17 protein-coding genes are annotated in these 17,410 nt (G+C 64.4%); 12 read left to right on the top strand and 5 right to left on the bottom strand.

The genetic code is table 11. From position 1 onward, the window contains the following. The first annotated feature begins 23 nt into the window (after positions 1-23). Together AC6RV7_RS07200 and metF are read left to right on the top strand one after the other, a co-directional pair. The gene (locus AC6RV7_RS07200; RefSeq protein ID WP_500093239.1) at positions 24-1,232 is read left to right on the top strand and encodes a DUF4340 domain-containing protein; all 1,209 of its coding nucleotides are present in this window, start codon (positions 24-26) and stop codon (positions 1,230-1,232) included. A 136-nt stretch (positions 1,233-1,368) separates the two neighbouring features. Further along, positions 1,369-2,247 (top strand): methylenetetrahydrofolate reductase [NAD(P)H], encoded by an 879-nt coding sequence (metF, locus tag AC6RV7_RS07195; RefSeq protein WP_500093238.1) that lies wholly within the window; start codon positions 1,369-1,371, stop codon positions 2,245-2,247. 57 nt (positions 2,248-2,304) lie between these two features. On the opposite strand, the gene AC6RV7_RS07190 is transcribed toward metF, so the two are convergent. Beyond that, the gene (locus AC6RV7_RS07190) at positions 2,305-2,703 is read right to left on the bottom strand and encodes a translation initiation factor (protein WP_500093237.1); all 399 of its coding nucleotides are present in this window, start codon (positions 2,701-2,703) and stop codon (positions 2,305-2,307) included. Here AC6RV7_RS07190 and AC6RV7_RS07185 point away from each other — a divergent pair. The 4 genes from AC6RV7_RS07185 to lpdA all read left to right on the top strand — a co-directional run bounded on the left by AC6RV7_RS07185 (position 2,695) and on the right by lpdA (position 8,697). Then, positions 2,695-2,970 (top strand): hypothetical protein, encoded by a 276-nt coding sequence (locus tag AC6RV7_RS07185; protein ID WP_500093236.1) that lies wholly within the window; start codon positions 2,695-2,697, stop codon positions 2,968-2,970. The two genes, AC6RV7_RS07190 and AC6RV7_RS07185, sit on opposite strands and share 9 nt — an antisense overlap. A gap of 163 nt (positions 2,971-3,133) precedes the next feature. Continuing rightward, positions 3,134-5,899 (top strand): 2-oxoglutarate dehydrogenase E1 component, encoded by a 2,766-nt coding sequence (locus tag AC6RV7_RS07180; protein ID WP_500093235.1) that lies wholly within the window; start codon positions 3,134-3,136, stop codon positions 5,897-5,899. Between the two features lie 62 nt (positions 5,900-5,961). Beyond that, positions 5,962-7,215, top strand: a complete 1,254-nt coding sequence (odhB, locus tag AC6RV7_RS07175; protein ID WP_500093234.1) for a 2-oxoglutarate dehydrogenase complex dihydrolipoyllysine-residue succinyltransferase — start codon at positions 5,962-5,964, stop codon at positions 7,213-7,215. Between the two features lie 93 nt (positions 7,216-7,308). Continuing rightward, positions 7,309-8,697: a dihydrolipoyl dehydrogenase gene (lpdA, locus tag AC6RV7_RS07170; RefSeq protein WP_500093233.1), complete on the top strand. Its 1,389-nt coding sequence runs from the start codon at positions 7,309-7,311 to the stop codon at positions 8,695-8,697. A 163-nt stretch (positions 8,698-8,860) separates the two neighbouring features. Here lpdA and AC6RV7_RS07165 read toward each other — a convergent pair whose 3' ends face one another. Then, positions 8,861-9,133 carry an Lrp/AsnC family transcriptional regulator gene (locus AC6RV7_RS07165; RefSeq protein WP_500093232.1) on the bottom strand — a complete coding sequence of 91 codons (273 nt, stop codon included), beginning with the start codon at positions 9,131-9,133 and terminating at the stop codon, positions 8,861-8,863. Positions 9,134-9,342: 209 nt separating this feature from the next. Then, a complete protein-coding gene (locus AC6RV7_RS07160; protein WP_500093231.1) occupies positions 9,343-10,215 on the bottom strand; it encodes a LysR family transcriptional regulator in 873 nt (290 codons plus the stop codon). Between the two features lie 103 nt (positions 10,216-10,318). Between AC6RV7_RS07160 and AC6RV7_RS07155 the strand changes: the two genes are divergently transcribed. The 5 genes from AC6RV7_RS07155 (at position 10,319) to AC6RV7_RS07135 (ending at position 15,711) form a co-directional block, all read left to right on the top strand. Then, positions 10,319-11,809, top strand: a complete 1,491-nt coding sequence (locus AC6RV7_RS07155) for a catalase (RefSeq protein WP_500093230.1) — start codon at positions 10,319-10,321, stop codon at positions 11,807-11,809. Positions 11,810-11,916: 107 nt separating this feature from the next. Continuing rightward, a complete protein-coding gene (locus AC6RV7_RS07150) occupies positions 11,917-12,126 on the top strand; it encodes a hypothetical protein (protein ID WP_500093229.1) in 210 nt (69 codons plus the stop codon). Positions 12,127-12,237: 111 nt separating this feature from the next. Beyond that, on the top strand, positions 12,238-13,635 hold the full coding sequence (locus AC6RV7_RS07145) for a circularly permuted type 2 ATP-grasp protein (protein WP_500094191.1): 1,398 nt from the start codon (positions 12,238-12,240) through the stop codon (positions 13,633-13,635). After that, positions 13,632-14,756 carry an alpha-E domain-containing protein gene (locus tag AC6RV7_RS07140; protein ID WP_500093228.1) on the top strand — a complete coding sequence of 375 codons (1,125 nt, stop codon included), beginning with the start codon at positions 13,632-13,634 and terminating at the stop codon, positions 14,754-14,756. Before AC6RV7_RS07145 ends, AC6RV7_RS07140 begins: the two co-directional genes overlap by 4 nt. A 73-nt stretch (positions 14,757-14,829) precedes the next feature. Next, on the top strand, positions 14,830-15,711 hold the full coding sequence (locus AC6RV7_RS07135; RefSeq protein ID WP_500093227.1) for a transglutaminase family protein: 882 nt from the start codon (positions 14,830-14,832) through the stop codon (positions 15,709-15,711). A gap of 22 nt (positions 15,712-15,733) precedes the next feature. On the opposite strand, the gene AC6RV7_RS07130 is transcribed toward AC6RV7_RS07135, so the two are convergent. Then, on the bottom strand, positions 15,734-16,135 hold the full coding sequence (locus tag AC6RV7_RS07130; protein ID WP_500093226.1) for a hypothetical protein: 402 nt from the start codon (positions 16,133-16,135) through the stop codon (positions 15,734-15,736). A 130-nt stretch (positions 16,136-16,265) separates the two neighbouring features. Here AC6RV7_RS07130 and AC6RV7_RS07125 point away from each other — a divergent pair, with 130 nt between their 5' ends. Further along, positions 16,266-16,946 (top strand): HAD family hydrolase, encoded by a 681-nt coding sequence (locus AC6RV7_RS07125; RefSeq protein WP_500093225.1) that lies wholly within the window; start codon positions 16,266-16,268, stop codon positions 16,944-16,946. A 15-nt stretch (positions 16,947-16,961) separates the two neighbouring features. Here the strand turns inward: AC6RV7_RS07125 and AC6RV7_RS07120 are convergent, their stop codons facing one another. Continuing rightward, positions 16,962-17,375 carry a hypothetical protein gene (locus AC6RV7_RS07120; RefSeq protein WP_500093224.1) on the bottom strand — a complete coding sequence of 138 codons (414 nt, stop codon included), beginning with the start codon at positions 17,373-17,375 and terminating at the stop codon, positions 16,962-16,964. Positions 17,376-17,410 lie beyond the last annotated feature (35 nt).

The raw sequence follows: 17,410 nt of genomic DNA, 5'->3' as shown, positions 1-17,410 counted from the left end.
GCTCAGCTCTCGACTCTCCGACCATGAGACTGAAAACCCTCGCCATCGTCGTCGCCGCCCTCGCCGTTCTTTCTGCGATCGTTTACGTCGTTCGCCGCCCCGCGCCGCCGCCATCGGCCGACGCCCGTCTCGGCCAACCGCTCGTCGCCGCCGACACCGCTGGGAACGCCGCGAAGCTTCTTCTCTCCGACCAGGGCAAGAACGTGACGCTCACCCGCGACGACTCCGGCACCTGGCGCGTGACGAACTATTACGACCTGCCCGCGGATTTCTCGAAACTCTCCCGCCTGGTCAGCGACCTGACCGAGGCGAAGATCGAGCGGCTCGTGACCAGCAATTCCGAACGGATCGGGCGTCTCGAATTCAAGGATACCAAGATCGAGCTCCTCGATCCCGCCGGCAAGGCGCTCGCCGCCGTCACTCTGGGCAAGAACGCCGACAACGGCGGCCGCTTCGTCCGCTTCGACTCCGAAAACAAAGCCTACCTCGCCAGCTTCCGCGCCTGGCTCGACGCCGAACCGAAGAACTGGGCCAACGCCCAACTCCTCAACCTGAAGCCGGAAGACATCGCGAAGATCGAGATTCCGTTTGCCGAAGGCGGCGCCGTCACCGTCAGCCGCGCGAAAAAAGACGACACGTGGACGTCGCCGCAAACGCCGGCCGGCCAGCAGGTGAAAGCCGACAAAATCGCCTCGGTGCTGTCATCGGTCGGCAGTCTCCGTTTTTCCGATACGACTGCGCCCGACGACCCAAAAGTCGCCGCTGCCAAGGCGCACCTCCGCACATTCACGCTCACCACCTTCGACGGCAAAACCTACGCCGTCGCCCTCGGCCGCAAGCCCGAGGAAAAGAAGCTGAAGCCGCCGGCGCCGACCGCGGACGGCAAGAGCGGCCCGGCCGCGCTCGGCTCGCTGAGCGACCTCGCCAAAAAGGACGCGCCCGCCACCGACGGAAAATCCGACCCTGCCGCGAGCACCGACGCGAAGCCGCTGGAGCCCGAATTCGAAACGATCCCCGCCGGCCCTGTGTTCGCATTTGTCACCAGCAGCGACGAAAAGGCGCCAGTGAACGCGATGATGCAAAAGCGCGCGTTTCAGATTGGCGACTGGACCGTCACCGGCCTGCCACAGAAGCGCGACGAACTCTTCGAACCCGCACCGGCCAAACCCGCCGGTTCGCCGAAACCGGCCGAATCCGCCGTCGGTTCGGCCAACGAACCCGCAAAGTCATAATTCCGCGCGGCCTCGATCCACGTCCCGCCCGCATTCGGCCCGTTCCACGGAACGGGCCTTCTTTTTCGCGTTCGCTGCGGCCGTGTCACACTCCTCGCTTGCCACATATCATCACATCCGCATGTGTTGACATCACATGACGCCGGACCGGCCCATTTCCGACTTTTTCGCGCAACAGCGTCCGCTTCGCTCCCTCGAATTTTTCCCGCCGAAGGACGATGCCGGCGTCGAGGCGCTGCGCGCAACGGCCGCCGCCCTTCAGCGCATGTCGCCGGATTTCGTTTCGGTCACCTACGGCGCCGGAGGATCCACGCGCGACCGCACGGCGCAGGTTAGCGATCTGCTGAAAAACGAATTCGGCTTCACGGTAATGCCGCATCTGACCTGCGTCGGACATTCGCGCGCGGAACTCACGGCGGTGGCTGATCGGATTCACGAACACGGCTTCCGCAACATCATGGCGCTGCGCGGCGATCCACCGAAAGGCGCGAGCGCGTTTCAAGTCGCCGCCGACGGCCTTCGCAACGCCAACGAACTCGTTTCGCTGCTGAAATCCCGTCACGCCGATTTCTGTCTCGGCGTTGCCGGATATCCGGAAACCCATCCCGAGGCGCCTTCGGCCGACCTCGATCTTGTGCATCTGAAACAGAAGGTCGACGCGGGAGCGGCGTTTGTGACGACGCAGCTGTTTTTCGACAACGACCGCTACTACCGCTTCGTCGATCGCTGCCGCGCGGCAGGAATTCGCGTGCCGATCGTGCCAGGCATCATGCCGGTGCTGTCGCTGAAACAGATCCAGCGGTTCACCACGATGTGCGGCGCAGCGCTGCCGGCGAAGCTCGTGACCCGGCTCGAGACCGCCGGCGAAAATGCCGATGTCGCCGAGACGGTAGGCGTCGACTGGGCGTTGACGCAGATCCGCGACCTGCTCGCCCACGGCGCGCCGGGTTATCACGTTTACATTTTGAATCGCGCCAAGGCCGCGCTCGCGTTGTCCGCCGGACTTGCGGCGTGATCTAACGGAAGCCGAAACGCGCGCGAAGGCGTCGCGCTCCCGGCCAGTCCTCGTTCGTCACCCGCCGGCAAACACCGGCCGAAAACCGGCTTCGGTCAGGATGCGCGCGATCGTTTCGCGCTGATCGCCCTGAATCTCGATCTGGCCGTCCTTCACCGTGCCGCCGCAACCGCAAGCAGCGCGCATCTTCTTCGCGAGCTGTTCCTTCTCCGGGAGACCGATGCCCACGAAGCCGCTGATGACGGTGACGGTTTTGCCGCCGCGGCCGCCAGTTTCGCGTTTGATATCGACGCGACCGCGGTTTTTCGCCGGTGCCGGAGCTGGTTTTTGGGCGCCCGCCGCAGCGTTCGTAGGCGTCGTCGGCGCGGACGGCAGCCCGGCACCGCTCAGCGCCCCGAAAGGATTATGACCGAGCGTGCCGCCGCCATCGGTCGGGATTTTTCCTCCGTGGGCCATGGTTCAGCTTTTTCCGGCGCGACCGCCGCAGATGCCTACTGGAATATCCGCTTCGCCGCCCAGAAACATCAGCGCCTTGGCGTAACTGCGGTTCTGAAGAAAGTGAACCAGCTGCGGGTGAAGCGTTTCCCGCCCCTTTTCCAACCAGGCATCGAGCTGCGTCATCTCCGCGGCAACGCGCTGGCCGTCAGCGGCTTTGATGGCATCGAGCAGGGCCTGCACCGAGCGTTTGATCTGATTTTCCATAGAGCGGCGTGCGAAAACTAATTCCGTCGTTACGCTCGTTTAGCCGGATTGCAATTCCGGCGTGATGCCACCCCAAGCTTGAGTCCACCGCCGTAGCGTGATGTTTTTTCCGACCTTTCTCGCATGCACCGCCCCTTGCGCTTTTCCCACCCACGCCGCGGGCGGCATGTGCTGATATTTTCCAATGAATGCGCTCAATGTGTCCGCCAATGCCAATGCCGCCTTGATCGAAGCGGCTTATGAGGCCTGGCAACAGAATCCCGACTCCGTCGACCCGACGTGGCGTGCCTTTTTCCAAGGCTTCACCCTCGGCACCAGCGGAGGGACCGTCACAAGCGAGCAGGCCGCGGGCGTTCACATTCTCGACAGCATCAAGCAGGGCCAGGTGGCCCGGCTGATCAACGCCTACCGCGCCCACGGGCACCTGCAGGCCCATCTCGATCCGCTCGGCGATCCGCCGCCGCCGCACCCGCGGCTCGCGTTGTCGCACTTCGGCTTGAGCGAAAGCGACTTGGACGAAACGTTCACCCTCACGAACTTCAAGGGCGGCGGTCACCACAAGCTCCGCGACATCCTCACCGCCCTGCAACAGACCTACTGCGGCCACATCGGCGTGGAATACATGCATTGCCAGCAGCACGAGGCGCGCGAATGGCTGCAGGAGCGGATGGAAGCGACGAACAACCAGCCGTCGTTCACCAAACAGCAGAAGATCCGCATTCTCCGCCGGTTGCACAAAGCCGAGCTCTTCGAGAAATTCCTCCACACGAAATACGTGGGACAAAAGCGTTTCTCCGGCGAAGGCGCGGAGCCGTTCATCGCCGCGATGGACGCCATGATCGAAAAATGCCCCGAGCTCGGCGTCGAGGAGATCGTCATGGGCATGGCCCACCGCGGCCGGCTCAACGTCCTCACCTCCATCCTGCGCAAACCGTTCGAACTGCTCTTCGAACAGTTCTCGGAAAACTACATCCCCGAATCCGTCGCCGGTGACGGCGATGTCAAATACCACCTCGGCTACGAGGCCATCCTCAACACGAGTTCCGGGGAGAAGGTCGAGATCCGGCTCGCCGCCAACCCCTCGCACCTCGAAATCGTCAACCCCATCGTCGAGGGCAAGGCCCGCGCCCGCCAGCGTGTCCGGGGCGACACCGACGAGCGCCGCCGCGTCCTGCCTTTTCTCATTCACGGCGACGCCGCGTTCGCCGGTCAGGGCGTCGTGGCCGAAACGCTCAATTTCTCGCAGCTCCCCGGCTACCGCACCGGCGGCACGGTCCACCTCGTCATCAACAACCAGATCGGTTTCACGACGCTGCCCGCCGAGGCCCGCTCGACCCGCTACTGCACCGACGTCGCCAAGATGATCGAGGCGCCGATCTTGCATGTGAACGGCGACGACGCCGAGGCCGTCTGCATGGTCGCCCAGCTCGCGCTCGAGTTTCGTGTCCGCTTCAAACGCGACGTCGTCATCGACATGGTCTGCTACCGACGCCACGGCCACAACGAGAGCGATGAGCCCGCGTTCACGCAGCCGACGATGTATCGCAAGATCGCCGCGCATCCGCTCGTCTCGACGATTCTCACCGAGAAACTCGTGGCTGAAGGTTCGATCGCCCAAGCCGATTCGGACGCGATCAAGGCCGAATACACCGCCGCACTCGAAGCCAACCTCGAACGCGCCAAGGCTCGCGAAAAGGAAAAGGAAGTGGCCCGTAGCGCGCAGGAATCGAAGGCGATCGAAGCCCGGAAATTCCACGGCTCGACGGGCTTCATCCAACCGGGCTATCGCCATTCGAACATCAACACGGGCGTCAGCCCCGAGGTGATCGACCGCGTGGTCGCCGGACTCACCACGATTCCGCCGCACTTCAAGATCAACCCGAAGATCAAGCGCTTCCTCGACAATCGCGCCCATGCTCATCGCGAGGGCGGCCCGATCGACTGGGGCTTCGGCGAGGCCCTCGCGTTCGGCACGCTGCTGCTCGAAGGCACGCCGGTGCGTCTCAGCGGTCAGGATACGGAGCGCGGCACTTTCAGCCACCGCCACGCGGTGCTCTACGACTACGAAACGCGCGAAAAATACGTTCCGCTCAAGAACCTCGATCCGCAGCAGGCCGGGTTCTGCGTTTACAACTCGCTGCTCTCCGAAGCCGCGGTGCTCGGTTTCGATTACGGCTACTCGATGGATTATCCCCAGATGCTCTGCCTCTGGGAGGCGCAGTTCGGCGATTTTGCCAACGGCGCCCAAGTCGTGATCGACCAGTTCATCTCCAGCAGCGAATCGAAGTGGCAGCGCGTCTCGGGCATCGTCCTCCTGCTGCCGCACGGTTATGAGGGCCAGGGCCCGGAACACTCGTCCGCCCGCCTCGAGCGCTTCCTGCAACTTTGCGCCGAGGACAATATCCAGGTCGTCAACATCACCACCCCGGCGAACTTCTTCCACTGCCTCCGCCGGCAGATGAAGCGCGATTTCCGCAAGCCGCTCGTCGTGATGTCGCCGAAATCGCTCCTGCGCCATCCGGCCGCGACCTCGCGCCTCGAGGAGTTTCACTCCGGCAATTTCCAGGAGGTCCTCGACGACCCGAAGGCGCCGCAAAAACCCGAACGCGTCATCTTCTGCTCGGGCAAGGTCTATTACGATCTCTGCGACTTCCGCGACCGCTCCAAGCTCGCCAACGTCGCCATCGTCCGGGTCGAGCAGCTGTATCCGCTCCATACCGACAAGCTCGCCGAGCTGGCCGACAAATACGCCGGTGCCCGCGTCGTCTGGTGCCAGGAGGAGCCGCAGAACATGGGCGCGTGGACGTTCATCGCCCCCCAGCTCTACCGGATCTTCGGTTTCCTGCCGCTCTACGCCGGTCGCCACGCCGCCGCGTCCCCCGCGGTCGGCGCCCTCGCGCTCCACAAATTCGAACTGGCCGCGTTCCTCCAGGACGCGTTCAACCTCTGACGCCTCCCACCCCCTCTTCGATCTCCCAACTCCGATCTCCGCGCCACCGGCGCCTCCCTCTCATGCCCCAACTCGAAGTCAAAATCCCGCCGATGGGCGAGTCGATCAGCTCCGGCATCCTCGCCAAATGGCACGTGCAAAACGGCGATGTCGTCCAGAAGGACCAGCCGCTCTTCGAACTGGAGACCGACAAGATCACGTCGGAAGGCACCGCCGAAGCCGCCGGCAAGATCACCTTCGCCGTCGAAGCCGGCGCCGAAGTGAAGATCGGCGAGGTCGTCGCCCGGATCGACACCGACGTCGCCGCCGCGCCGCAGGTTTCCACCGGCAAGGACGCCACCGCGACCTCCGCCACGCCCAATCCCTACGCCCCGCCGCAGACCGAACAGGCGGCCGCGGCCGCTGGCGCCGGTGAAACGAAAGCAAAGTCCTCCGCCGTCTCGCCCGCCGTCCGCCGTCTCGCCGAGGAAACCGGCGTCGATCCCGCCAAGGTCTCCGGCACCGGCAAAGGCGGTCGCGTCACCAAGGGTGACATGCTCGCCGCCACGACGTCCCCGGCGCCGCAATCTCAGATTTCAAATCTGAAATCTCAAACCGCGGCGCCCGCACCAGCGACGCACCGTCAGACGCGCAAGAAGATGTCGCCGCTGCGGCAGAAAATCGCGCAACGCCTCGTCTCCGCGCAGCACGACGCCGCCATGCTGACTACCTTCAACGAGGTCGACATGTCCGGCGTGATGGAGCTGCGGAAAAAATATCAGGACGACTTCGTGAAGAAGAACGGCGTGAAGCTCGGCTTCATGAGCTTCTTCATCAAAGCCGTCGTCCACGCGCTCCGCGAAGTGCCGGCGATCAACGCCCAGATCGACGGAGATACGATCGTCGAAAATCACTACTATGATGTCGGCGTGGCCGTCTCCACCGAGAAGGGCCTCATGGTCCCCGTCGTGCGCGACTGCGACACCCGCGGGATGGCCGACATCGAAAAGGAACTCGCTAGCGCCGCCACGAAAGCGCGCGAGGGCAAGATCACGCTCGCCGATCTCGAAGGCGGCGTGTTCACGATCACCAATGGCGGCATCTTCGGCTCGATGCTCTCGACGCCGATCATCAATCCGCCGCAAAGCGCCATCCTCGGCATGCATGCGATCAACGAACGCCCCGTCGCCATCAACGGTCAGGTCGTGATCCGCCCGATGATGTATCTCGCGCTCAGCTACGACCACCGTCTCGTCGACGGCAAGCAGGCCGTCACCTTCCTCGTGAAAGTAAAGCAAGCCATCGAGGACCCCACGCGTTTGCTCCTCGCGGTCTGACGATCGCGTGGCGCAAACGCGAGCCGAGAGCCTAGCGCTGAGAGCCTGGAGTCTCGGACCAACCTTCTTGCTCTCAGCTCTAGACTCTCAGCTATGGACTCCTTCGATCTTATCGTCCTCGGCGCCGGCCCCGGCGGCTATGTCTGCGCGTTTCGCGCCGCTCAACTCGGCCTCAAGGTCGCGCTGATCGACAAGCGCGCCACGCTCGGCGGCACCTGCCTCAACGTCGGCTGCATTCCCAGCAAGGCGCTCCTGCACGCCAGCGAACACGTCACCTGGGCGAAACAGCATGCCGGCACCCACGGCATCAAGCTCGGCTCCGTCGACGTCGATCTGCCGACGTTCATGAAGCACAAGGACGAGGTCGTCACGAAACTCGTCGGCGGCGTCGCCCAGCTCGCCAAGGCCCGCAAGATCACCGTAATCACGGGTACGGCCTCTTTCGTTTCCGCCAACACCGTGAAGGTCGAGCCCGCCTCCGGCCAACCCTCCGAGGTGACCGCGAAGAACATCGTCATCGCCACCGGCTCCGCGCCCGTCGAGCTCCCGTTCCTCAAGTTCGACGGCAAGACCGTCGTTTCCTCCGATCACGCGATCGCGTTCGATTCCGTGCCGAAGAAACTCGTGGTCGTCGGCGGCGGCGCGATCGGCCTCGAACTCGGCTCCGTCTGGTCCCGCCTCGGCAGCGACGTCACGGTCGTCGAATTCCTGCCGAAGATCGTCGCAAACTACGACGACGATATCGTGCGCAACTTCACCCGCCTCCTCACGAAGCAGGGCCTGAAGATCGAAACCGGCGCCAAGGTCACCGGATTCGCCAAGGGCGTGCTCACCGCGGAGCGCGATGGCAAGAAGCTCGAGTTTCCCGCCGACAAGGTCCTCGTCTCCGTCGGCCGCCGTCCCTACACCGACGGTCTCGCGCTCGAAAAAGCCGGCGTGCAGCTCGACGAAAAGAAGCGCGTGAAAGTCGACGCGCACCTGCGCACCACCGCGCCCGGCGTTTGGGCGATCGGCGACGTCGTGGCCGGTCCGATGCTCGCGCACAAGGCCGAGGAGGACGGCGTCGCCGTCGCCGAGTGGATCGCCGGCAAAGCCGGTCACATCAACTGGGATCTCGTGCCCGCGATCGTTTACACGTCGCCTGAAGTCGCGTCTGTCGGCCTCGGCGAGGACGCCGCGAAGGCCAAGGGCCTGGCGGTGAACGTCGGCAAGTTCAACTTCGCCGCCAACGGGCGGGCCATCGCCGCCGGCGCCACCGATGGTTACGTGAAGGTCATCGCGGACGCGAAGACGGACAAGCTTCTCGGCGCCCAGATTCTGGGTCACAACGCCGGCGAATTGATCAGCGAAATCGTCACGCACATGGAATACGGCGGCAGCGCCGAAGACCTCGCGCGCACGATCCACGCGCACCCGACCATGAGCGAAGCCGTGAAGGAAGCCGGCCTCGCCGTCAGCAAGAGCGCCCTCCACGCGCTCTGATTTCGCCGGGCGTTCCCGATCAAGAATTGCCGGCCCGCACCGCGCCCCTCGATTTCTATCTCCCGCTCTCCGCACCTCCTCATTCCGACCCAAACCAGAGTGTCATATAATAGATGACACTCTGGTTTGGGGTGTTTTCGCGGAGGTGGCGGGACGATGAGCGTCAGTCGACGTCGACGGCGCGACCGCCCTCGCGTTTGTCGTAGCTGCGGAAGGCGAACATCGTCTCGCTGTCGACGATACCTTCGGTTCTCAGCAGCTCGTCGGTGATCACGTATTCGATCTTGTCGAGCGATTCGCTCTTGATGATCACCAGCAAATCGAAACGTCCCGAGACGGAGTAGACTTCGGTGATATCGCGGATCTCGAGCAGCTTTTCGGCCGTGCCGGTGACTTTGCGCGGCTCGATTTTCAACATGACAATGGCTGTAGGCATAAAGGGGCTGCGCGGCCCAGGTCGCCAACTCACGACGCCAGCCGGCACGGTCCCCGACCCTACACAGCCGCGCCCCAATTGCACGCCTTGAAGGCGCTTCCGCTCGCCCGCGTCTCCTCGCTGTCGCGACGGGAGTGCGTGCCCGGGATCGCCGCGGCGATTCACGAGAATCAGGCGTCCGCCGCGACCCGCGCGCTGCCCGGCAAACGTTACTTTTCCCCTCCGCGCAGGAAATCCACCAGCGCCCGTGACGCGCGACTCAGCGGTCGGGCTTCGCGATGCACGATACCGATCGACCGCGTCATGCCTCCGAGCGCGCGATAGCGCACACCTTTGATTTCGGGCTTCTTCGCCATCGCCGGCACGATGGACACGCCCCAGCCCGCGGCGACAAACGCCAGCACCGTCTCGATCTGCGCGCTGCGAAAACTCACCCGCGGCGCGAATCCGTTCAACCGGCAGAACTGCAGGGCCTGCCCGGCGAGACAGTGTCCCTCCTTCATCAAAATGAAGGCCTCCACCGCCAGATCGTCGAGACTCAGCGCGCGCCGGCCGGCCAGGCGGTGCCCCGCCGGCATCGCCACCAGCAGCGGCTCGTCGAAAAATGCCTCCGCCGCCAGCCCTGCGCGCTCCACCGGCAAGCTCAGCAGCGCGAGATCGATTTCCTTGCCGAGCACCGCGCGGGCGAGGGCATCGGTGGTATCCTCGTGCACCACGACTTCAACCTGTGGATACGACGTCGAAAACGCCCGCAACCGCTCCGGCAGGTAATACGGCGCCACCGTCGGCAGCGCGCCGAGCGCGATCCGGCCGCGCAGCACTCCGCCCGCCTCCCGCACGCTGTCCGCGGCCAGTTCCACCTCGTCCAGCACGCGCTCGGCATGTTGGCGGAACAGCTCGCCCGCCGGCGTCAGCGACACCGCGCGTTTCGTGCGCTCGAACAGCCGCTCTCCGAGCTCCTGTTCCAGCTTCATGATCTGCTGGCTGAGCGAAGGCTGGGCCACGCGGCAGCGTTCCGCCGCCCGGCTGAAGTTCCGCGTGCGCGCCACGGCGACGAAGTAGCGTAGTTGGTGCAGCTCCATAGGCGTTTCCTATTTCTGAAAGCGGAACTTAGTCTTTCTCCATTTTCCGACGAGCTGATAATCTCCGTCGTCCCGCGCGCTCGCGGGCGATCTCCCGATTTTCATGTCTACCGCACCTCAGCTCACCACCGCCTCCGGCATTCCGGTCGGCGACAACCAGAATACGCTCACGGCCGGCCCGCGCGGCCCCGTGCTCCTGCAGGATTTCTGGCTGCTCGAGAAACTCGCGCACTTCAATCGCGAGCGGATCCCGGAGCGCGTCGTGCACGCGAAAGGCTCGGCCGCCTACGGCAAGTTCACCGTCACGCACGACATCACGAAATACACGTCCGCGAAGCTCTTCGCGAAGGTCGGCAACACCTGCGAAACGTTTCTCCGGTTCTCCACCGTCGCCGGCGAGCGCGGCGCGGCCGACGCCGAACGCGACGTGCGCGGCTTCGCGCTGCGTTTCTATACGGAGGAAGGAAACTGGGACATCGTCGGCAACAACACGCCGGTCTTCTTCCTGCGCGATCCGCTCAAGTTCCCCGACTTCATCCACACCCAGAAGCGCGACCCGCAGACCAATCTCCGCAACAACGTCGCCGCGTGGGATTTCTGGTCGCTCTCGCCCGAGTCGCTGCATCAGGTGACGATCCTGATGAGCGACCGCGGCATTCCGCGCAATCTGCGCCAGATGCACGGTTTCGGTTCTCACACGTATTCGTTCATCAACGCCATCGGCGAGCGCCACTGGGTGAAATTTCACTTCAAGTCGATGCAGGGCATCGCGACCTACACGGACGCGGAAGCCGCCGAGATCGTCGGTCGCAACCGCGAGTCTTCGCAGGCCGATCTTTTCCACGCGATCGCCGACGGAAATTTCCCGCGCTGGCGCTTCTGCATCCAGGTGATGACCGAGGAGCAGGCGCGGACGTGGAAGTTCAATCCGTTCGATCTCACCAAGGTCTGGCCGCACGGCGAGTTTCCGCTCCTCGAGGTCGGCATCCTCGAGCTCAACCGCAATCCGCAGAACTATCACGCGGAGGTCGAGCAGGCCGCGCTCGCGCCATCGAACATCGTCCCGGGCGTCGGCCACTCGCCGGACAAGATGCTTCAAGCGCGCATCTTTTCCTACGCCGATGCGCAACGCTATCGCATTGGCGCGAATTACCAACAACTGCCCGTCAACGCGCCGCGTTGCCCGGTCTTCAATTACCAGCGCGACGGCGCGATGCGTTTTGATTTCTCGAAGGATAGCTCGCCGAATTACGAGCCCAACTCCTTCAACGGCCCGAAGGAGTGTCCGGCCTTCAACGAACCGGCATTGAAAATCGAAGGCGACGCCGATCGCTATAATCACCGCGCGGGCAACGACGACTACACGCAGCCCGGAAATCTCTTCCGCCTCTTCACACCCGAGCAGAAGGAGCGCCTCTTCGGCAACATCGCGCGTCACATGAACGGCGTGCCGCAGGAGATTCAGCTCCGCCAGATCTGTCACTTCTTCCGCGCCGATCCGAATTACGGTGTCGGCGTCGCGCGTGCGCTCGGGCTCGACCTGAGCGAGTTCACCTCGCAACTCGGCGCTCACGCTCCTGCCGCGCAAGCGTAAGTCCGCTCGTGGCGGCGCCGGCTCCGCCCGGCGCGTAACGCCGCTCTTTGTGCGGCCCCCGGCATTTCCGGGGGCCGCCGCCGTTTCCAACCTCCGCTGCCTTTGTCATGATCAATCTCCTTCCCACCTCCCTTCACACCGCCACGCCGGCGGACGGTCTCGCACTCGCCCGGCAACTCGCGGCCCAGCCGTCGGCCGACGCCTCCGCACCCGCCACGATGGCCGATTGCCTGAAAACCAGCGCCACGTCCGGCGAGCTGGTCGTCGCGGTCTATTTTCAAGCCATCTCCGCCGCGAACGCCGGCTGGACGCGCTGACACCGCCCGCGTCACCGGCACGCGTGGCAAGACTCCTGCTAAACAGGAGTCATCTCCCCTTCCGTGCCGATCTTCAACGCCAGCTACGACGCCGAAAACTTCTTCGATGAGATGCTCGCGGCCGACGGCGCGGTCCGTCCGCACTACCGCCGTCTCACCGAGCGCCTGGGCAACCTGCCCGAATCCGAATTCAACCAGCGACGCACCGCCGTCGATCTCGCGTTTCTCAGCCGTGGCGTGACGTTCACCGTTTACGGCGACGGCGAGGACGCGGAGCGGATTTTCCCGTTCGACCTGATCCCGCGCATCATTCCCGCGGCGGAATGGGCCCGGCTCGAAGCGGGGCTGATCCAGCGCATCACCGCGCTGAACCTGTTTCTCCACGACGTTTATCACGAACAAAGCATTCTCCGCGACCACGTCGTGCCCGCCGCGCTCGTCCTCGGCGCGCGTCATTTCCGGCGCGAGTTCATGCACTTCAATGTGCCAAAGGGGATTTACGTTCACATTTGCGGCACCGATCTCATCCGCGATCGCGACGGACGTTATCTGGTGCTGGAGGACAACCTCCGCTGCCCGTCGGGCGCGTCCTACATGATCGAGAATCGCGCGGCGATGCGACGCGCGTTTCCCGCTCTCTTCGGCAGCTACCGGGTCCGGCCGGTGCAGACGTATCCCGACGAACTGCTCAAATCCCTGCTGCACGTCGCGCCGACCCGCCGCGACAAACCCAACGTCGTCCTGCTCACCCCCGGCGTCTACAACAGCGCGTATTTCGAGCACACGTTTCTCGCGCGCCAGATGGGCATCCCGATCGTCGAGGGTCGCGATCTGCTCGTGCGCGACGCGCGCGTCTTCATGCGCACGACGGCCGGCCTCGTTCCTGTCGACGTGATTTACCGGCGCATCGACGACGCTTTTCTCGATCCTTCGGTTTTCCGTTCCGACTCGATCCTCGGCGTGCCCGGACTCGTGCACGCGTATCGCTCCGGCCACGTCGCGCTCGCCAACGCGATCGGCACCGGCGTCGCCGATGACAAGGTCATCTACGCCTACGTGCCGCGGATGATCAAATACTACCTCGATCAGGATCCGATCCTGCCCAACGTGAACACCTACCTCGCGTCCGAGCCGGCCGATCGTTCCTTCATCCTCGAGAACATCCCAAAGCTCGTGATCAAAGCTGCCAACGAAGCCGGCGGCTACGGCATGCTGATCGGCCCCGCCGCCACCAAACAGGAATGCGAGGATTTCCGCCGCAAGGTCGCCGCCGAGCCGCGCAACTTCATCGCGCAGGACCCGATCAGTCTCTCGCGCTCGCCGACATGGTGCGACGGCCAGCTCGAGGGGCGCCACATCGATCTGCGGCCTTACATTCTCTACGGCGACAAAATCACCGTCACGCCCGGCGGGCTCACCCGCGTCGCGCTGCGCAAGGGCTCGCTCGTCGTCAACTCGTCCCAGGGCGGCGGCTCGAAGGACACGTGGGTGCTGCAAAAAGACGAATGAGCGTCTGCGCCGTCCCGATGCCCACGCCGACGATTCCCGTTTCCCGCCCGCAGGCGACCGTGATGCTCTCGCGGGTCGCGCACTCGCTGTATTGGCTGAGTCGCTACATCGAGCGCGCGGAAAACATCACGCGTCTGCTCGAAGTGAATCTCCAGTTCCTGCTCGATTTTCAGGACATTGAGGACGAGTCGCTGAAGGACCACTGGCACTCGCTCATCGCGAGCTCGGGCAACCGGTCGCTATTCGAATCGCTCTACCCCGCCGCGGACAGCCAGTCGGTCACGTCGTTCTTCGCCTTCGATCTGCGCAATCCCAGCTCCATCCTCGCGTGCATCTACGCCGCGCGGGAGAACGCCCGCATGATCCGCGACCAGATCTCCGCCGAGATGTGGGAAGCGATCAACGAGCTGTATCTGTTTCTCAAAGCCCGCAACGCCGCCGAAGTCTGGGCCGCGGGGCCGCACGAATTTTTCGAACACATCAAGCGCCACTCGCACCTGTTCCAAGGTCTCACCGACTCGACCTACCCGCGCAGCGAGGGCTGGGAGTTCGTGCAATTCGGAAAGTTCATCGAACGCGCGGAGATGACGACGCGGATCCTCGACGTGAAATATCACATTCTCCTGCCGGATGTCACCGACGTCGGCGGCGCGGTCGACACCGCGCAGTGGCAGGCGGTGCTGCGGTCCGCGAGCGCGCTCGACGCCTACCGGCGTTTCTACGTGCGCGAAATCCTCGCGTGGAAGGTCGCCGAATTCCTCATCTTTTCCGATTCGTTTCCGCGCTCGCTGCATTACTGCACCGCGCAACTCGACGAACTGCTCCGCCGCATCCTCGGCGACGACGGCCCGCGCGCCCGCACCGCCGCCGCCCGCGCCTCGCGCCGTCTGCTCGGAGACCTTGAATCGTCCACGATCAACGACGTGCTGGCGCAGGGCTTGCACGAATTTCTGCTCGAGACGCAGCAAGCCCTCGCTCGCATCGGCGAGGAAGTCGTGCAGACCACGATGTTTTACCCGGCGGAGGCGAATCCCGACGACCGCCAGCAGCAGCAACAACACCAGCAGCAACAGTCCCTCCGGTGCGGCCGCAGCGACCGCGGAGTTCCGAAGCCGACGTGAAGCCCCGCGATTTCGTGGCTTTGCGCCCGCTCCTTTTTTCCTGATTCTTTCCGCGGCCGGGTGGCCGCCTGCCATGCTGCTCCACGTTCTCCACCGCACCACCTTCGTTTACGCCGGACCCGTTCGCGACAGTTTCAACGAAGTTCGCCTGCGCCCGATTGACGACGACCGCCAGTCGTGTCGTCGGTTTGACCTGCGCATTTCGCCGCCGGGCGGCGACGTGCGCGACTACCTCGATTATTACGGCAACCGCGTGCACTACTTCGATCTTTCCGGCGCACACGATCGTCTCGTGATCGAGGCTGAGTCAGAGGTGGAAACGGTGCCTGACGCCGTGCGCCCGCCACGGAGCGACGTGACTTCGCCCGGACGCCCCGGCGCGCCGGCGCCGAGCGAACTTCACGCTGAATTCCTCGCCGACTCCCACTACGTCAATCTCGGCGTGGAGCTGCGTCACGAAGTGAAGGAGTATTTCGATCGCCACCCGCGCACGGGCATGTGGGCCGACGCCTGCGCGCTGGGGCGCCACGTGTTTGAGACGTTCACCTACCGCCCCTACTCAACCGGCGTGAACACCGTCGCAACCGAAGCCCTGCGTCAGCGCACCGGCGTCTGCCAGGACTACGCGCACGTGATGCTCGGCTTGTGCCGCGCCGCCGGTCTGCCGGCGCGCTACGTCAGCGGCTATTTTCTTAACGTCGAACGCCGGCCGGACGAAAGCGAAGCGTCGCACGCGTGGGTCGAAGTTCACCTCCCCGGCCAAGGCTGGATCGGCTACGACCCGACGCACGCGCGACCGGCCGACGAGCGTTACGTGAAACTCGCGGCCGGCCGCGACTACAGCGACATCCGGCCGGTGAGCGGCACGTATCGCGGCGCGCCGACGAAGGAACTCCGCGTCGATGTCGCCGTGCGCGAGCATGAAAAAGAGCGCGTCGTTTCCAACGCGCTCTGAAAAAATCGGACCGGGAGACGAACTAACGTTCCTGTTCCACTGAAACGACCCGGCCGTCACGGAAAACGACTTCGTCCCGCGTGCGTTCGCGCCGCCCGTCCACCGTCAGATAATACGGATAGTACGGGCTGCCCCATCCGCGATGATACCAGCCGCGATAAAGCAGTGCGCCGTCCATCGTTTCGTAGGTGATATACATCCAGATCTCGCTACGGCCGCTCGAGTCGATCCGCTCCCGCACGCGATCCGGATCGCCGAGCGCGAGCTTCACCATGTCCTGATCGAAGCCCATGCCGATGCGCCCCTCGCGAATCATCTGCTGCTGTTCGGGCGTAAGTCGGTTGAACAGCTCCGGCTGTTTCGCGATGCGCGTTTCCGGCGTCGAGCAACCGCTGAGCGCAAACGCGCCCAGGAAAAGAGCCATGAGGGCTAGGAAAGTTTTCATAGGGTTTCTGGGTTGCATGATACAAATGAACTTCGACCGCGAGCGATCCGCAAATCGAAGTGGCTTGCTGAAACGGCTGACGGCGGACGTTGATGGGCGGTTACAGACAATGAAGACGCTTCTGCTCTGGGACATCGATGGGACGCTCCTGCACTCCGGCGGCGCCGGCGAACGCGCGCTGGTCGCTGCGCTCCACGCGGAGTTCGGCATCGTCGGCACGCTCGAGGACATCGAGATCGCCGGGCGCACCGACGCCTGGATCGCGCGTCGGGTGCTCGCGAAATTCGCCCTGCCCGATACGCCCGACAACGTCAGCCGCTACCTCGCCGCGTATTTGCGCGCGCTTCGTTCGAGTCAGCCCCATCCGCACGCGCGGCTGCTGCCCGGCGTGCCGGAAGTGCTCCGCGCGCTTTCGCAACGCGGCGACGTCGCCCAGGGCCTGCTCACGGGCAACCTGCGCGCCGGCGCGGAGATCAAGTTGCAGCCTCATGGCCTTTGGGAGCACTTCGCCTTCGGGGCGTTCGGCGACGACAGCGAGCGTCGCAACGACCTCGGCCCGCACGCCGTGCGTCGTGCCGCGGAGCATCACTCCGTCGAATTCGCCGCGGATCGTGTCTGGATCATCGGCGACACGCCGCACGATATCGAATGCGGCAAGGTCATCGGCGCGCGCACCCTCGCGGTGGCGACCGGACGCCACAGCGTCGCGGAATTGCAGGCGCATCAGCCGACGGTCGTGTTGGCGGACCTTTCCGACACGGCCGCGGTGCTGGCCGCGCTCGGTTGCTGATGCGCGCGCGGGAATTTACCGGCGACGCTCGATCGCGCTGACGCGGCCGCCTTCGAACACCACCCGCAGCGCTTCCTCATCGCGCCAGGTGTCGCCCACGGTCACGCCACCGCCGACGCCGGTCGAACCGCGCATGCTGCCGACCCCGACCCCGAAGGAAAACTTCGGGCCCTTTTCCGGGTAAACCCAAACTTCCGCGTTGCCGTTCTGCGTCGTGCGCGTGAAGACCCGGCTCGGATCGCCCAGAGCGACTTGCACCATCTCGGGGGTAAACCCGAGATCGATCTGGCCGCTGCGCACTTTCTGCTGCACGTCCGCCGGCCAGGAGTTGAAGGCGGATTCGTGCTTTTTCAGGCGTGAGTCCACCGTGCTGCAACCCGCCCAGGCGAGCGCCAGACAGCATCCGAGAACGAAGAGTGAGTTTTTCATGGGACAGAGTAAGCGGGACCGGTGGAACGATCCCG

The sequence above is a fragment of the Opitutus sp. sgz309028 genome (assembly GCF_059821195.1).
This window is presented reverse-complemented; position numbering and strand designations above follow the sequence as displayed.

Excerpts from the sequence above, each read along its gene's own strand:
- AC6RV7_RS07135 (WP_500093227.1), top strand. The coding sequence starts at position 14,830 with ATGCTGCTCCACGTTCTCCACCGCACCACCTTCGTTTACGCCGGACCC.
- metF (WP_500093238.1), top strand. The coding sequence starts at position 1,369 with ATGACGCCGGACCGGCCCATTTCCGACTTTTTCGCGCAACAGCGTCCG.
- AC6RV7_RS07150 (WP_500093229.1), top strand. The coding sequence starts at position 11,917 with ATGATCAATCTCCTTCCCACCTCCCTTCACACCGCCACGCCGGCGGAC.
- AC6RV7_RS07200 (WP_500093239.1), top strand. The coding sequence starts at position 24 with ATGAGACTGAAAACCCTCGCCATCGTCGTCGCCGCCCTCGCCGTTCTT.
- AC6RV7_RS07130 (WP_500093226.1), bottom strand. The coding sequence starts at position 16,135 with ATGGCTCTTTTCCTGGGCGCGTTTGCGCTCAGCGGTTGCTCGACGCCG.
- AC6RV7_RS07155 (WP_500093230.1), top strand. The coding sequence starts at position 10,319 with ATGTCTACCGCACCTCAGCTCACCACCGCCTCCGGCATTCCGGTCGGC.
- lpdA (WP_500093233.1), top strand. The coding sequence starts at position 7,309 with ATGGACTCCTTCGATCTTATCGTCCTCGGCGCCGGCCCCGGCGGCTAT.
- AC6RV7_RS07125 (WP_500093225.1), top strand. The coding sequence starts at position 16,266 with ATGAAGACGCTTCTGCTCTGGGACATCGATGGGACGCTCCTGCACTCC.
- odhB (WP_500093234.1), top strand. The coding sequence starts at position 5,962 with ATGCCCCAACTCGAAGTCAAAATCCCGCCGATGGGCGAGTCGATCAGC.
- AC6RV7_RS07165 (WP_500093232.1), bottom strand. The coding sequence starts at position 9,133 with ATGCCTACAGCCATTGTCATGTTGAAAATCGAGCCGCGCAAAGTCACC.
- AC6RV7_RS07140 (WP_500093228.1), top strand. The coding sequence starts at position 13,632 with ATGAGCGTCTGCGCCGTCCCGATGCCCACGCCGACGATTCCCGTTTCC.
- AC6RV7_RS07145 (WP_500094191.1), top strand. The coding sequence starts at position 12,238 with ATGCTCGCGGCCGACGGCGCGGTCCGTCCGCACTACCGCCGTCTCACC.
- AC6RV7_RS07120 (WP_500093224.1), bottom strand. The coding sequence starts at position 17,375 with ATGAAAAACTCACTCTTCGTTCTCGGATGCTGTCTGGCGCTCGCCTGG.
- AC6RV7_RS07160 (WP_500093231.1), bottom strand. The coding sequence starts at position 10,215 with ATGGAGCTGCACCAACTACGCTACTTCGTCGCCGTGGCGCGCACGCGG.
- AC6RV7_RS07190 (WP_500093237.1), bottom strand. The coding sequence starts at position 2,703 with ATGGCCCACGGAGGAAAAATCCCGACCGATGGCGGCGGCACGCTCGGT.
- AC6RV7_RS07180 (WP_500093235.1), top strand. The coding sequence starts at position 3,134 with ATGAATGCGCTCAATGTGTCCGCCAATGCCAATGCCGCCTTGATCGAA.